Consider the following 14950-nt stretch of genomic DNA (forward strand, 5'->3'; position numbering starts at 1 on the left):
CGCCATCAGGTCGGCGCGAGCAGCAGGTAGTGAAACACTCCCCGACCGATCAGCCGCCCGTCGGCCGCGACCACGAAGTCGTAGATGTAGTTCAGCCCCTGGGGCGGCGTGATGTCCTGCCAGCTCTTGCCGCCGTCGCTCGAGCGGAACAGGTGGGAGATCAAGAGGGCGTACGCGGTGTGTTTGCCCGCGCGCGGATCCCAGCCCACCCGCCACGACGGGCTGACGTTGTCCTTGAAGGGCGGGCTGGCCGAAAAATTCTTGCCTCCGTCTTCGGACAGGAGGGCGACAAACGTCCCGTCCGTCGAACGACCAATCGCAGCAACGTGTTGTGCGTCGGTCCCGTACCGTACGTCGACGATGTCGTAAGCGACGGGCGACTTCGTGCAGCCGGCCTTGTTGCAGAACTGGAGCGCCTTCCCGCACGGCACCACCACCTGCTTGCCATCGCTCGGGCTGACGTCGAAGCTGCTCACCCCGGGTGACGCGGAGCAGCCTGGCGTCGCGACGCTGTCCGTCGTCGCCGTCCCGTCTGCCGAATAGACGACTGACGCATCGGTGCGAATCGCCATCAAGCCGTCGCTGGTGAACCGGAGCGCGCTGAACGCGAGTGCGTTCACTGGCAGACTCTTACCGAGTGGGGCGTCCGCGAACGTCTTCCCGCCATCAGTGGAGCGATACAGGTGTCCGCCGCTCTCGGGATCATTCGGGTCGCCCTGGATCCACAACACCGCCGCCAGCTCTTGCGGATTCTTCGGGTTGTAGGCGATGCCCTTCGGTTCCGCTTGGGCGGTCTGCGGGAGCTTCGAGAGTTTCCCCAGACTCGGGAAGCTGGTTCCGAGATCCGTCGTCGTCGCGGTAACGATGTCCGTGCCGGACACGGAGTACGTATTTGCGAGCACACTGAACTGACTCGCATTCACGGGATGCGCCGCCAGCGCCGGACCGAACTGCAACGGGATGGGGAGCGAGGTCCACTCGGGCGTTGCGCTCCATCCGTCAGCGGCTCCGCTACCCCCACCGCCCAGTGCACCGCTGCCGCCGGTGCCAGCCGACCCAGCAGCGCCCCCCAAACCGGCGCCCCCACCGATCCCCCCCGACCCGCCGCCTGCATTTCCGCCCAGTCCACCACCACCCTGGCCCGCGCTCGCTCCGCTGCCGCTGGTCCCACCGCCGGCGGACCCGGACGAGCCGGAGCCTCCGCACGACGCAAGCAGCAGAGCGGCAATCAGTCCCAGTCCACGCGCTGAAGTTGGAATCACGGCCGGGTTGGATGCGAGCGCCGCGCAATAATTCACTCTGCTTGGCAACAGCCCCTGAAGATCAGCGCGCGCCACGACGCCAAACACCTTACCTAGAACACCGATCAGCTTGCGCTGCTCGTGTTCCAGGACACTTACGTTGGGGCTGCGCCCCAAACCCCCGGCCTTCGGCCGTGCGCGCTCCGCGCGCGAGCGCCGAACACCTTGCAAGTCCCGGAAAACAAACGAACGTTCAACCTGTTCGGCGCTCTAGTCAGAGCCCAGCCAACAACGAACGGACCGGCTCGTTGCGGCCGCGGCGCAGGTCGAAGCCGAGCGGTCCGCCCGGATCGTCGGAGTGGACCACCTCCGCGTCCCCCAGCCAGCCCCGCGCGAAGGCTGCGACCTCTTCCTTCAGCGCCGCAAAGGCCTGCGGGGTGTTCGGGGCGTTCAGCCGATCAATCAGGCGCACAGTCACGAGATCCGTGCGCAAGCGTACACTCGGCAAGGACTGCTCGAGCAGCACTGCCGCCCGCACCGCATGCCGCGCGACGTCGGCGAGTCGCTCCTGGTCGCTCGCTGCGTCGCGTTTGCGCAGCGTGGCGAAACGCTTGCCGGCGCGGGTCACGTCAATCACGTAGTCCGTCGCTTGCCCGCACAAAAGCACCGCCGGCCCTTCACTCACGTGGCCGTAGCGCGCAACATCGACCAGAACTTCGTCGAGCGCGCGCTCGCGAATCCAGGCATGAAATATCGGCACCACGAGCTCGGGATCCGGCAAACAACCGGGCTCGAACGGGAACGAGAGCTCGATGCGACGGGTCTTCATCCGCTCTCACTCCGCCGCTACGACGCCGCTGGCTTCGACGAGTCTGGCGTGGCAGGCATGGGCGGCATCCACGAAGAGCTGGGCCTCTTCGATCAGCTGGTGTGCGGCCTCGGAAGTTGCAGTCTCCGCTCGCTCGGCATGCGCCTTGAAAAGGTAGTGGGCGAATTTTCCGCCGGCAAAGGGGTCGAAGAACAGCTTCGTGTCGTAGAAGTGCGCGCGAAACTCGCGCACGACCTCCTCGGGTTCCTCGGAGACGTTCGGGCTCTTCTCCCGAGCCAGCGCCCTCGCCGCCAGCAACATCGCGCTCCGGGCCCGCCCCGCGGCCGCCGCCGCGTCACCGCCGTCGAGCAAGAGCTGGGCTTCGAACACCTCGCGCTCGCTCCCCGCCAGCCCCATTTCCAGGAAGCTGACCACCGCGCCGGCGCACTCCCCCTCGCCGATGTCACCGATGGTGTACTCGCGGGGATCTCCCCAGTCGGAGTAGTACGAGGGGTCGACGTCGTAGGCCGGCACGGCGTTGTGCGCGTCGACCAGCGCCCGGATCGCCTTCTTCCCGATGCGCTGCGTCCACGCACGGAAAGTCTCATCAGCCTGGCGCTCGCTCACGTAACGGTCTTTCAAGACGTCGAGCAGCTTGGGCACGTTCTTCGACGGTACGGCGCCAATGGCCAGCCCGAAGGCCCCGGCGTTCTCCGTCCACTGTCCGCCGACCACCAGCTGGAAGTGCGGAACCCGTCGGCCATTCACGACGCGACTCACACCGAGGAACCCGATGTCGGCCACGTGATGTTGACCACACGAGTTGAAACATCCGCTGCACTTCACGTGCAAGCTCTTCGCCGCCGGTTCCTGGACGACCATCAGACGCTTGCGCAGCTCCCCGGCCAACCCGCGCGAGGACGAGATCCCCAGCTTGCAAGTGTCGGTGCCCGGGCACGCGGTGATGTCCGTGATGGTGCCCGCGCCCGCTTCACCGAGACCCGCGCTCTCGAGCGCAGCATGAACGAGGGGCAAGTCCGCATCACTCACCCAGCGCAGCAGCAGGTTCTGGTCGACCGTCGCGCGCAGCGTGTCTCCGGTGTAACGACGCGCGAGCTCCGCCACCGCACGCGCCTGGCGACTCGTGAGATCACCGAGCGGCAGCGCGACGACGGCGGTCGAGTACCCCTGCTGTTTCTGTGAGCGGACGTTGCTCGCTCGCCAGGTCGCAAACGCCCGGCCGGCCTTGGCGGCTGCGGCGTCAAAGAGTGCCTGGGCGGGGCGCAGCGGGCTCTCGTCCGTTGCCTGAAGATCGCTCAAAAACTCGGTCCAGCGGGGATCGGGCCGAAGCTCGTTGCGCTCCTCTCGCACCAGCCGCCGAAACTCCTCGATGCCCAGGCGTTTGACCAGAAACTTGAGCCGGGCGCGCTGCCGGTTGTCGCGCTCACCGAGGCGCCCAAACACGCGGCAGATCGCCTGGGAGACCGGCAGCAGCTCCGCCTCGGGCGTGAACTCTTCGAGGAGCGCCGCGGCTTGGGGCACGGAGCCCAGGCCTCCACCCACGAACAGCTGAAAGCCGCGCTCAAGTCGGCCTTCGACGACGCGCGTGGCCGCCACGGCCCCGATGTCGTGGAAGCTGACCAAGCCGCACGCGCTCTCTCTGCAACCCGAGAACGCGATCTTGAATTTGCGCCCGAAGTCCTGCGTGTCGTCGTGGCCCAACAAGAAGAAGGTCAGCGCATGGGCGTACGGGGTCGTATCAAAAGCCTCGCCGGCGCACACGCCCGCGTCGGGGCATTGAGTCACGTTGCGCACCGAGTTGCCGCAGGCCTCGCGCGTCGTGATGCCCGTCGCCGCCAGCCGACGCATCAGGTCCGGCGTGTCCTCGAGGTGCACGAAGTGCAGCTGGATGTCCTGCCGCGTGGTGACGTGCAGGATGCCGTCCGAGTACTCCTCCGCCAGCTCAGCCATCACGGACAGCTGCTCGGCAGTCAGCTTGCCGTACGGGATCTTGATTCGCATCATGCCCGGCGCATCCCACGCTGTGCCGGGACCCTTGGTAGGCCGCTCCGGAAACGCGATCGGCTGCGTCTGTTTGCCGTCGTTGCGCTGACCGTTGTCGTACCGCTGCCCGTAGGCGCCGCGGCGCAGTCGCGTCTCGGCGAATAGCTTCTCTTCGAGCTTGCCCTTCTGCCGGAGCTCGAGCTGGGTCTCGAACACGTCGATTTCTCGCCCCCAGTCCTCGCGGACGCGGGGTCCAAGCGCTTCTTTCCAGCTCGCGGGAGGGGCCATACTTCGGGTTCCGGATCTATTATCCCGCATTCCCGGTGCTACAAGTCGGGAATCAAGACCTGCGGAACGGTACAGCCGTATTTGGCTCACTCAGAGCCTCATATACTACACTAGCCTAGTCAAGAACAGGCTGCGGAGGCCGCCCACGCCCTGCTCAGCTCCCTGCCCGGCGCTGCCCGACCCGCTCTCGGGCGGGCGGCTCTTCATGGTAGGAGCCGGGGCGCCATGCGTTACCGCCGACTCCTGCTCCCCACGCTCAAAGAGGCGCCCTCGGACGCCCAGAGTGCCAGCCACATCTTGCTCCTGCGCTCCGGCTACGTCCGCAAGGTGGGGGCGGGCGTCTACAGCTACCTGCCGCTCGGCGTGAAGGTGCTGAAGAAGGTCGAGGCCATCGTGCGGGACGAGATGACGCGCGCGGGGGCGCAAGAGGTCCTCCTGCCTGCGCTCTTGCCGAGTGAGTACTTCCGCGAGACGGGCCGCTGGGATCTCTACGGCGAGGTCTTGTTCCGGATCAAAGATCGCAAGGGAACCGACTATCACCTCGGCCCGACCCACGAAGAGATCATCACCGATCTGGCCCGGCACGAGATCAAGAGCTATCGCGACATGCCGAAGAATCTGTATCAGATTCAGACGAAGTTTCGCGACGAGCCGCGCCCCCGCGGTGGCCTCCTGCGCTGCCGCGAGTTCAGCATGAAGGATGCGTACTCCTTCGACGTCGACGAAGCCGCTGCGCGCACGAGCTACGAGGCGATGCGCGTTGCCTACACTCGCATCTTCGATCGCATGGGGCTCACCTACCGCATGGTCAACGCCGACTCCGGCGCCATCGGCGGCTCGGGCAGCGCCGAGTTCCAGGTCCTCGTGCAGAGCGGCGAAGACTTCCTGGCGGCCTGCACCCAGTGTCAGTACGCCGCCAACCTGGAGGTCGCGAGCTCTCCGGCACCGGCCCGGGACGGCGATCCATCCGCGACCCCCGCCCACGAGAAGGTGCACACACCCAAACAGAAGAGCATCGAAGAGGTCAGCAAGTTCATGGGAGCCTCACCCCAGAAGTTCCTGAAGAGCCTGCTCTACGTGGCGGAAAAAGCCGTGATCATGGCGGTCGTGCGCGGGGACCACGAGGTCAACGAGATCAAGCTCGCGCGCGCCCTCGGGGTCGGCGAGGTCTTCCTGGCGAGCGCCGAGGACGTGCAGAAGGCCACCGGAGCGGCCGTCGGTTTTGCCGGCCCGGTCGGCTTCCCCGGCAAGCTGGTGGTGGACGAGAGCGCCGCCAACCTCGTCGACGCCATCACCGGCGCGAACGAGACCGATCAGCACCTGAAACACGTGCAGCCGGGGCGCGACTTCACCGGGCAAGTCGCGGACATCCGCAGCGTCAAGGAAGGGGACACTTGTCCCGAGTGCGGCTCGAAGCTCGGTATCTACCGGGGCATCGAGGCCGGTCACATCTTCCTCCTGGGCACCCACTACTCGAGCAAGATGGGCGCCACCTACCTGGACGACAAAGGGGAGCAGAAGACCCTCGTCATGGGTTGTTACGGCATCGGTGTCTCGCGACTCGTTGCCACCACCGTCGAGCAGCACCACGACGACAACGGCATCCGCTGGCCGATGGCGCTCGCGCCGTTTCAGGTGCAGGTGCTGCAACTCGGTAACGAGCCGGAGGTCGAGCAGGCCGTGGCAGACCTCGAACAGGCACTCGAGGCGCTGGGCATCGAGGTCTTGGTCGACGACAGGGACGACAGACCCGGCGTCAAGTTCAAGGACGCTGATCTGATCGGCATTCCGCTGCGCGTTACCGTCGGGGCGCGCGCCCTGAAGAACGGCGGCGTGGAGCTCAAACTGCGAAGCGAGCCCGATCCCAAGAAGGTGGAGATCTTGCCGCTGGCGGAGGCGGCTGAGACCCTCGCACGACGCGTGCGAGAGATGTTGTCTGCCTGAACGCCATGAAAAAAGCTGGCCGGCACGGCGCAAACAGCACGGAGTCGGTGCACGCGGGCACGGACCCCGTGCGCGCCCACCACACGCTGACGCCGAGCATTGCGCAGACCGCGACCTACACCTTCGACGACACCGCGGATCTCGAGCGCTACATGCGCGGCGAAGATCAGGACCCGGCGCGGGAGGAGTACGGGCGCTACGGCAACCCTACGGTGCGTGAGCTGGAGCGCCGTCTGGCCGCCCTCGAGGGGACCGACGACGCGGTTGCGTTCGCTACCGGCATGGCAGCGGTCACCACGTCGATCTTGGCGCTGACGAAGGCCGGTGACCACGTCGTGCTGTTTCGCGATTGTTACCGGCGCACGCGCCAGTTCGTCACCCAGACCCTGACTCGATTTGGTGTGCGCCACACGCTGGTGGGACCGGGCGCGCTGGACGAGCTGGAGGCAGCCATCACCGCGGACACCCGCCTGTGCATCGGCGAGTCACCCACCAACCCCTACCTCTACTGTACGGATTTGAGCGCGCTCGCTCGCATTGCCAAGAGCAAGGGCCGAGTCCGCACCCTGGTCGACTCGACCTTTGCGACACCCGTCAACCTGCTGCCGGCAGAGCACGGGATCGACCTGATCGTTCATAGCGCCACGAAGTACCTCTCGGGTCACAACGACGTGCTGGGCGGATTCGTCGCCGGGCCGAGCCACCTCATCTCGCTGGTCCGGGAGTTGCGCAGTGTGCTCGGCGGCACGCTGGACCCCCACGCTGCCTTCCTGATCGGCCGCGGGCTCAAGACCCTGGCTGTGCGCGTGGAGAAACAGAACCAGACTGGGTTGGCGGTCGCACGGATGCTCGAGGCACACCCCAACGTCGAACGGGTCTACTACCCGCTCCTGCCCAGCCACCCGTCTCACTCGGTTGCCGCGGCGCAGATGAGAGGCGCCGGCGGGGTGGTCAGCTTCGTCGTCAAAGGCGGCCGGTCCGCGGCCGGACGTGTGGTCGACGCCTGCAAGTTGGCGACGATCGCGCCTTCTTTGGGCGGCGTGGAGACCTTGATCGAACAGCCAGCACTGATGAGCTACTTCGAGCTCTCGGACCAGGAGCTGGCTACGGTCGGCATCGACCCAGCACTGATCCGCCTTTCGGTGGGCATCGAAGAGACCCGCGATGTCGTGGCGGACGTCAGCGCTTCGCTGTCCGCGCTCTGAGCCGCTGTCATGAAAGAGCTCGGCTTGCAGCCCGAGAGGGTCACTCACCGCCCACTGACGGTGATGGCGTTGATGCTGGCGGTGTTCATGTCCGCCCTCGAGATCACGGTCGTCTCGACCGCCATGCCCACCGTGGTCGGCGAGCTGTCTGGCGTGTCGCTCTACGCCTGGGTGTTCACCGCCTACGTCGTCATCTCCACCGTGGGCATGCCCATCGCTGGCAAGCTCGCCGATCTGTACGGCCGGAAACCGGTGATGCTGACCGGCATCGTCGTGTTCTTGCTGGGCTCCGCCGCGTGCGGCCAGTCCAAGACGATGACTTTCTTGATCGCGGCGCGCGCCGTACAGGGCCTCGGCGGCGGGGCGATGCAGTCGATGGCGCTCACCATCGTCGGCGACATCTTCACGGTGCACGAGCGCGCTCGCATGCAAGGCGTGATTGGCGCGGTGTGGGGGCTTGCCGGCGTGGTCGGGCCGGTGCTCGGTGGGTTCATCGTCCACCACTTCGGCTGGCAATGGATCTTCTACTTGAACCTGCCGTTCGGGATCCTGTCGGCGTTGATCCTGTCGTCGGTGTTGCATGAACGCGTCGAGCCGCGCGACGCAAAGCTCGATCTGCTGGGGGCGACGCTGCTCGGCGCCACGATCGTGCTGGTCTTGCTCGGCGCACGCACGAGCTGGACGCTCGGGGTCGCCGCCGTGTTCGCCGGGCTATTCGTGTGGGTGGAACGCAGGGCCGCCGAGCCGGTGTTGTCGGTCGCGCTCCTGTCGCGACCGCTGATCGCCATCGCCACCGGTCTGGGCATGCTGATCGGCGCCTCGCTGATGAGCATGCTGAGCTTCGTGCCGCTCTACATCCAGGGTGTGCTCGGCGGCAGCCCGAGCGACGCGGGAGCCGCCATTGCTCCGATGGCGATCGGCTGGCCGCTGTCGAGCGCGATCGCGGGTCGCTTGGTAGGCCGAATCGGCTACCGGCCCCTGGTCCGCACGGGGCTCTCGGTCACGGCGCTCGCGGCGGTCGGCATGGCGCTCTTTCTGGGACCCGGTGCCAGCCTGCTGGTGCCGCGGGTTGCCAGCGGTTTTTTTGGTGTGGGACTCGGACTCGCCAACACCGTCACGCTGATCGCCGTGCAGGGCAGCGTGGAGTTCAAAGAGCGAGGAGTCGCCACGACCAGCACGATGCTGTTTCGAACCATCGGCGGCGCCTTGGCGGTCGGCCTGTTGGGCGAGGTCCTGGCGCGTGCTCTGCGACGCGATCCGTCGTTGGCGGCAGACGCTGCGACGCTCCTGGCCGGTGCCCGCTTTGGCACCGAGGTCAGCGCCACACATCGCGCGGAGCTGTCCGGTGCGCTGGCTCATGGGCTGACGCCGGTGTTCTGGGTCATCGCAGGGTTTTCAGTGACCGCGTTCCTGGTGGGGCTGAGGTTTCCCAAGCTCGCGCTGGGAAGTGAGCGCGAACGAAGCTAGTCATTGAGAACTCGCGCACGACACGGGTTCTGGACTTTGTCGGAGACGGCTTCGCAATCGGTCACACTCGACCTATACTTCCGCCATGCCAGGGGTGCGCAGTCGCTTCGTCCGCGACCTCGTCGAGGGGTTCGAGCGCGGTGCGCGCCCGGAGTCCGTCGTCGAGGTGATGCGGCGAATCGAGTCCCGCCTGACCACACCGAACGCGCTGGCGGGCCTGCGTGCGGCGAGCCACGCCGACGTGCTCGAGACCGCCGACGCCGAAGAGCTGCTGTTCGGCCTGGATTCTGCCCTCGGAGACGGCAGCGGCCAGTTGCTCGAGAGCGTCGCCACCGACGCACTCGCTCGCATTTTGCTCCAAGGCAACCTGTCGATCCCGGGTGACTTGGTCGCGACGGTCGCGCGCATGCGCGCGCCGCTGGAGCATCTGTTCGTTGCCTTGCCCGTCGGGTTCGATCTGAGCAAGAAGCGTGACGGCTTCGTGTTGTTCGTCGGTGTGGGGGGACGCCCGCGCACGGCTCGGTTGCTGCGGCATCTGGCCGTCGGCTCGGTGCGGGCGGCGCAACGCTTCGCCCGTGAGGGCATGAGTGAGACCGTGACCTTGACCTGTGAGGCGCTCGGGGAACGGGCGCGCATCGAAGCGCGCTTCGGGCCAGCGACGACCCCCGGCGCACTCGCGGCCCTCGCGCCGAAAAAACCGCCTCGCAAACCAACTCGGCGCCCATCGAGCCCACACCTGCCGACCACCAAACCCACGCTCGAAGCCGTGGACCGCATCATCACCCGCGCGACCATGCCTCCGCCCGTCGATCCGAACGAAATCGTGGCGCCCAGGAGTCGACGCGCCGCCATGGATCACGGTGTCTCCGGGCCGCCGCCCGTGCCGGCCCCGAGCGTCCAAGCAGGCGGCCAGCGCGCCGGGCCGAACCACGTCGCTTCGAGCGTGCCGCCGCGATCCGACACTCTGCGCAGCATGCCAGAGTCTGGCTTCGCCTGCCGAGGTGACGACGAAGAGGAGCCGAGCGAGTCCTCCGGCTGAGGCGGCGCTCGAGGCGCGGCTCAGAACTCCGCCGGGTCCGTGTAGGTCCCGAAGACCTCGCGCAGCACGTCGCAGATCTCCTGCTCGGTCACGTAGGCGCGCGCTGCCTCGATGATCGGCGGCATCAGGTTGCCCGCCCCTTTGGCCGCTTCTCTCACCGACGCGAGGGTTCGCTCGACCTCGGTGCGACTGCGACCGGCCTTGACCCTGGCCAGCGCCTCGATCTGCTTCTTTTGCACCGCCTCGTCGATCTTCAGGGTGGGGATGCGGTCGGGTTCCTCCTGGCGGAAGTCGTTGACGCCCACCATGACCCGCTCGCCATCGTTCAGCTTGCGCTCGAAGTCATAGGCGCTGCGGGCGATCTCCCGCTGTGGATAACCCTTCTCGACCGCCCGCACCATGCCACCCATCTCGTCGATGCGCCGGATGTAGTCGAGCGCCTCTTGTTCGAGCCGGTTCGTGAGCCACTCGACGTAGTAGCTGCCGCCGAGCGGGTCGATGGTGTTCGCGACCCCACTCTCGTGAGCGACAATCTGCTGGGTGCGGAGCGCGATTGTCACCGCGTCCTCCGTGGGCAGTGCGTAGGTCTCGTCGAGGGAGTTCGTGTGCAGTGACTGCGTACCGCCGAGCACCGCTGCCAGCGCTTGAAGCGCGACCCGCGCCACGTTGTTGTACGGCTGGGGTGCCGCCAGGGACACACCCGCGGTCTGGGCGTGGGTGCGGAGTTTCATGCTGTCCGCCCGCTTGGCCCCGTAGCGGTCCTTCATGAAGCGCGCCCACATGCGGCGTGCAGCACGGAATTTTGCGATTTCCTCGAAGAAATCGTTGTGTACATCGAAGAAGAACGAGAGCCGCGGCGCAAAGTCGTCCACCGACATGCCCCGCTCGAGACAGGTCTCGACGTAGGCAAGGCCATCGGCAAGCGTGAAGGCCAGCTCCTGGGCCGCCGTCGCTCCAGCCTCTCGGATGTGATAGCCGCTGATGCTGACCGTGTTCCAGCGCGGGACCTCGGTCGAACAGAACTCGATCATGTCGGTGACGATTCGCATGGCGGGACGAGGCGGGACCAGCCAGGCGTGCTGGGCGATGAACTCCTTGAGGCAGTCGTTCTGCACCGTGCCTCCGATACGGTCGCGCGAGATCCCACGCACGTCGGCCAGCGCCACGTAGAACGCCAAGAGCACGATGGCCGGACCGTTGATGGTCATGCTCGTCGTCACCTCGTCGAGCGGAATGTCCCCGCACAGGACCTCCATGTCTCGCAGGGTGTCGACAGCGACACCACACATGCCGACCTCACCCAAGGCACGCGGGGAGTCCGAGTCGTAGCCCATCAGAGTCGGAAAATCGAAGGCGGTCGAGAGCCCGGTCTGCCCCTCTCTCAGCAGGTACTTGAAGCGCTCGTTGGTCTGCTCCGGTGTGCCAAAGCCCGCGAACATGCGCATGGTCCAGAGGCGGCTCCGGTACATGGTGGGCTGCACACCACGGGTGAAGGGATACTCACCCGGCAAGCCCAGATCGCGCAGGTAGTCGAGGGACAACTCCGCAGGCGTCACCAGGTCCGGAACGTCCACGTCGCTCCAGGTGGTGAAGCGCGGTCTGCGCGCCGGGACCTTGGCGGCGCTCTTGGCAACGACCTCGCTGCGCCAGTCACGCACCGCCGCCCTGAGCTCAGCCAACCCGTCGGGGCTCTCGCCTTCCGCGGTGAAAGCCTGAGCGTCGTCGAAATCGGGCCGAACCTCGTGAGCCATGAACATGGACATAGCCAAGGCCTCGTGCCTTGGCCAGCGCGGGTGAAATCCGAGCGCGCCCGAGCCCTCAGCAGCCCGAGGGAAGCAGTGCCTTCCCACGCAGCGGTTTGGTCTCCCCGCCGTTCAGATTGTGCTTCACGGCGCCCACGAGCTGAACTTCGCCCGCGCACAGATTCGCCTTGTCGGCGCTCGGCAGGAGCGCGCTGTCATCCAGCAGGAAGGGCACCGCCTTCGACTGCCCCTTGCCGACCTTCAAAGGAAAGCTGACCCCTTGAGGCACCGCCTGAAGCGCACCCACCAGCGTGCCTTGGTCCGCGGCCCGCACGATCGAGAAACTTTCGAGCTCGACCGTGCCGTCACCATCGGCTTCCGCGCCGACCTCCAGGTTGAGATCGAAGCCACCGCTGAGCTGCGTACCGAGAGCCTGTTCGATCACGCTGAGCTGCACCTTGCTGACGGTTGCGCTGAGCGAGATGTTGTCCTTGCTACCGCAGCCGAAGAGCAGGACCGCCGAGGAGAGCACCAGAGAGAGCGCGCGAATCATCGGGCCGCAGCATAGCATCGGGCAACGGCTTGCGCTCCGGGGGCCCGGTGTCGGAGATTTCGGGCTCGATGCAGCTGACGACCGCTCGGGGCTCGCGCTTTGGGGTGCTCACGGCACTCGCCGTCGGCGCGTGCGGAGTGGCCGCGCTTCCGCCCCCGCCGGCGCCCGCGCCCATCAAACCGACCCCGAGTGCGTCCGCAGCCGCCGCATCGAGCGCGGTCGTCGTGCCCGCGCCGACGCCGCCCCCGAAGGCGCGCACGCCGAAGGGAGACGTTGGAACCGCGGGTCCGCTCAGTGTGGAGGCGGTTGCGCGGGACGGTGGCTGGGTTTGCCTGTGCCAGGCGCGCGGTGACACCAACGGCGACGGGGTCGTCGCCGCGTCGGTGGGCGAGGCCGGCCGCCTCGAAGGCGATCAGTTGCAGCGCTTCTTCATTCGAGGTGCGGGAGTCGGCGAGGCCATCGACGATCTGTTGAGCTACGACGACAGCGGCCGCTGGGTGGTGCTCTCTCGCGCAGGCAAGGTCGTGCTGGAGGACACTCTCGACGACAAAGAAATGGACCTCGGCGCGGCCGGGCTCGACACCAGAAACGACTCGCTGTCGTTCCGCCACCACCGCGCACTCGCGTTTGATCCAGCGGGCCAGCACCTGGCCTTCATTCGCGGCGAGGGTCGCGCCACGCGGGTGGTCGTGCGCACGCTCGCGACGGGGGCCGAGGTGCTGCTCGACCCGGGACCGGGTGATCTCTGGCGAATCGAGGTGGACCCGAGCGGGCGCTACGTGGTGATGCAGGTGCTGGTCGACGACACCAACAAGGACAAACGAATCAGCTGGCCAGCACCCCTGCGTAAATCGCCGCGGGCATGCCGCGGCCCGGTCGCAACCTACGACGCATGGGTCGGGCGCGGCGACGAGCCCGTCGTGCGCTTGGCACCACTCACTGGAGGCGCCACCGAGTCGGTGGCGGGATTCGTCACCGCGCTACCGAGCGGCGTGGTGCTCAGAGGCGCGGGGGGCAAGCTGACGCTTCGAGCCGCGACCGGCACGGCCGAGCTCTCGCCGGAACCGTGTGGTGCTCGAGTGGTCCTCGTCGACACCTCGAGGGATCAACTGCTCGTCGCCTGCACCAAAGCGAAGGGGCGCCCAAAGCTCGAGCTCGTCGCGCGGCGCGGGCGCGCCGAGCTCGACGCCGACGTCGCGCATCAGAGCCAAGATCTGATCCAGGCTGCGACGCAGCGCCTGTTCCCGCTCTATCCCGGCAGCGCGGTAAAACTGCTCGACCTGGTGGGAAAGACTCTGACGCCGCTCTCCCCAGGCGACATCGTGCTGGCGAGTGATGGCTCTCGTGCGCTCATTCGCCGCAAAGGGCAGCTGGTCGTCTTCGATGTCGACGGAGCAAAGACGGAGATCTTGGACGCAAAGGTCGATGCAAGCGCCGAGGCGGTGGTGTCTGCGCCGTTCGTGGCCGTCGCGCCGATCGTGGCGAACCTGGCCTCTGGCAGCGTGATCGGTTCGTTCGACGGCCGACCGCTCGGGCTCTCCCCCGACGGGCGAGTGCTCGTTGCCGCAGGCGGCGATGGCAATGCCCGAAAGCTGGCGGTCGGACCCCTGGTCTGGCGGACGCCGACTCGGGCGGCCGGCCATCACTGATAGGTGACGAGCAAGCGAGGCGGCTTGGCCCCCTTGGCGTTGTAGTAGTCGACGCCGTTGGTGCTGACCGGGTAGATGCCGAAACAAGCCGGCGCGCCTGCTGTAATGGCGCTCGGCGCAATCGCCCAGCTCACGGTCTGGTTCGGCAGCATTGGACCGAGGTTCCCACCCAGGCTCGCACCCTTGGTCGGGACTGCCGTGAACAGGCTGGGCCGGGTGAACGTGCTCACTGCGAACAGGTGGCCGGACTCGGGTCCTTCGGCGTCGGGATCTGCGTTCGTGCTGATCTCGACTCGGACTTCGGTCACGGTCTTACCCGAGAATGCGGTGTCGAGGTCGAAGCGCAGGAAGCCGCCGGATTCTGGAAACGGCCCGGCATCACTCGTGCTGAGCGCGCTGTTCGACTTGTCGACACTCATCGAGCCGTTCTGCGCTTCGCAGAAGTCGGGATCCGGCTTGTCGAGGTCCACACAATCCGCGACGTTCGCGATGTAGACCGCAGTCGTGGGCCCACCCCCGGTGCCGCCCGTCGCGCTGGTGCCACCGCCGCCGGTCGCCGTGGTTCCGCCACTGCCGCCCGTCGTGGCGCCGCCGCTGCCCCCGGCGCCGCCGCCGCCTCCACCTGGCGAACCGCCCGACCCCGCAGCGCCACCACCGCCCGGAGCTCCTCCGCCGCCCGTGCCGCCGCCGCCGCCCGTTGCGCCGCCACCGCCCGCAGCTCCTCCGCCGCCTGCTGCTCCACCCGTCGCGCCGCCGCTGCCGCCAGCGCCGCCGGTGGTCGCGCCCCCGCCGCCGCCTGCGCCCGCCACGCCACCGCCCGCACCACCGGTCGCGCTGCCGAGACGCGGGTCGAACGTGTCCCAGTCGTGGGAGCAAGCCAGCGCCCAAGTGAGCGCCAAGGCAACCGACAGCCCCAGCTCGATGCGCCGCATTCCCGTGCGAGTCTAGCATTTGTCCGCCCGAGCTGGCGATGTGGGCAAGTCTTCGGGCCTTCAGCTAACATCCGAACC

At 67.2% G+C, this 14950-nt stretch carries 11 protein-coding genes; 5 read left to right on the forward strand and 6 right to left on the reverse strand.

What is annotated here, in order from left to right; all coding sequences use genetic code 11:
- Positions 1-5: 5 nt before the first annotated feature.
- The 3 genes from IPI67_04070 to IPI67_04080 all read right to left on the reverse strand — a co-directional run bounded on the left by IPI67_04070 (position 6) and on the right by IPI67_04080 (position 4341).
- Entirely contained in the window at positions 6-1262 is a 1257-nt protein-coding gene (locus IPI67_04070) for a hypothetical protein (GenBank protein ID MBK7579363.1), read from the reverse strand.
- Positions 1263-1515: 253 nt separating this feature from the next.
- The gene (locus tag IPI67_04075; GenBank protein MBK7579364.1) at positions 1516-2070 is read right to left on the reverse strand and encodes a hypothetical protein; all 555 of its coding nucleotides are present in this window, start codon (positions 2068-2070) and stop codon (positions 1516-1518) included.
- A 6-nt stretch (positions 2071-2076) separates the two neighbouring features.
- Positions 2077-4341, reverse strand: coding sequence for a nitrite/sulfite reductase (locus IPI67_04080; protein MBK7579365.1), 2265 nt, complete (start codon positions 4339-4341; stop codon positions 2077-2079).
- Between the two features lie 225 nt (positions 4342-4566).
- Between IPI67_04080 and IPI67_04085 the strand changes: the two genes are divergently transcribed.
- From IPI67_04085 to IPI67_04100, 4 genes are all read left to right on the forward strand, one after another.
- A complete protein-coding gene (locus IPI67_04085) occupies positions 4567-6285 on the forward strand; it encodes a proline--tRNA ligase (protein ID MBK7579366.1) in 1719 nt (572 codons plus the stop codon).
- A gap of 5 nt (positions 6286-6290) precedes the next feature.
- Positions 6291-7490 carry an aminotransferase class I/II-fold pyridoxal phosphate-dependent enzyme gene (locus IPI67_04090; GenBank protein MBK7579367.1) on the forward strand — a complete coding sequence of 400 codons (1200 nt, stop codon included), beginning with the start codon at positions 6291-6293 and terminating at the stop codon, positions 7488-7490.
- A 9-nt stretch (positions 7491-7499) separates the two neighbouring features.
- Complete coding sequence (locus tag IPI67_04095; protein ID MBK7579368.1) at positions 7500-8957, forward strand: MFS transporter; 1458 nt, start codon at positions 7500-7502, stop codon at positions 8955-8957.
- Between the two features lie 85 nt (positions 8958-9042).
- Complete coding sequence (locus IPI67_04100; GenBank protein ID MBK7579369.1) at positions 9043-9996, forward strand: hypothetical protein; 954 nt, start codon at positions 9043-9045, stop codon at positions 9994-9996.
- Between the two features lie 20 nt (positions 9997-10016).
- Here IPI67_04100 and IPI67_04105 read toward each other — a convergent pair whose 3' ends face one another.
- The gene (locus IPI67_04105; protein ID MBK7579370.1) at positions 10017-11747 is read right to left on the reverse strand and encodes a methylmalonyl-CoA mutase family protein; all 1731 of its coding nucleotides are present in this window, start codon (positions 11745-11747) and stop codon (positions 10017-10019) included.
- Positions 11748-11814: 67 nt separating this feature from the next.
- Positions 11815-12291 (reverse strand): hypothetical protein, encoded by a 477-nt coding sequence (locus IPI67_04110; GenBank protein ID MBK7579371.1) that lies wholly within the window; start codon positions 12289-12291, stop codon positions 11815-11817.
- Positions 12292-12359: 68 nt separating this feature from the next.
- On the opposite strand from IPI67_04110, the gene IPI67_04115 reads away from it, so the two are divergent.
- Positions 12360-13940, forward strand: coding sequence for a hypothetical protein (locus IPI67_04115; protein ID MBK7579372.1), 1581 nt, complete (start codon positions 12360-12362; stop codon positions 13938-13940).
- Here the strand turns inward: IPI67_04115 and IPI67_04120 are convergent.
- Positions 13934-14872, reverse strand: a complete 939-nt coding sequence (locus tag IPI67_04120; GenBank protein MBK7579373.1) for a hypothetical protein — start codon at positions 14870-14872, stop codon at positions 13934-13936. The two genes, IPI67_04115 and IPI67_04120, sit on opposite strands and share 7 nt — an antisense overlap.
- Positions 14873-14950: the final 78 nt, after the last annotated feature.

The sequence above is a fragment of the Myxococcales bacterium genome (assembly GCA_016706225.1).
Classification (GTDB): Bacteria; Myxococcota_A; Polyangia; order Polyangiales; family Polyangiaceae; genus JADJKB01.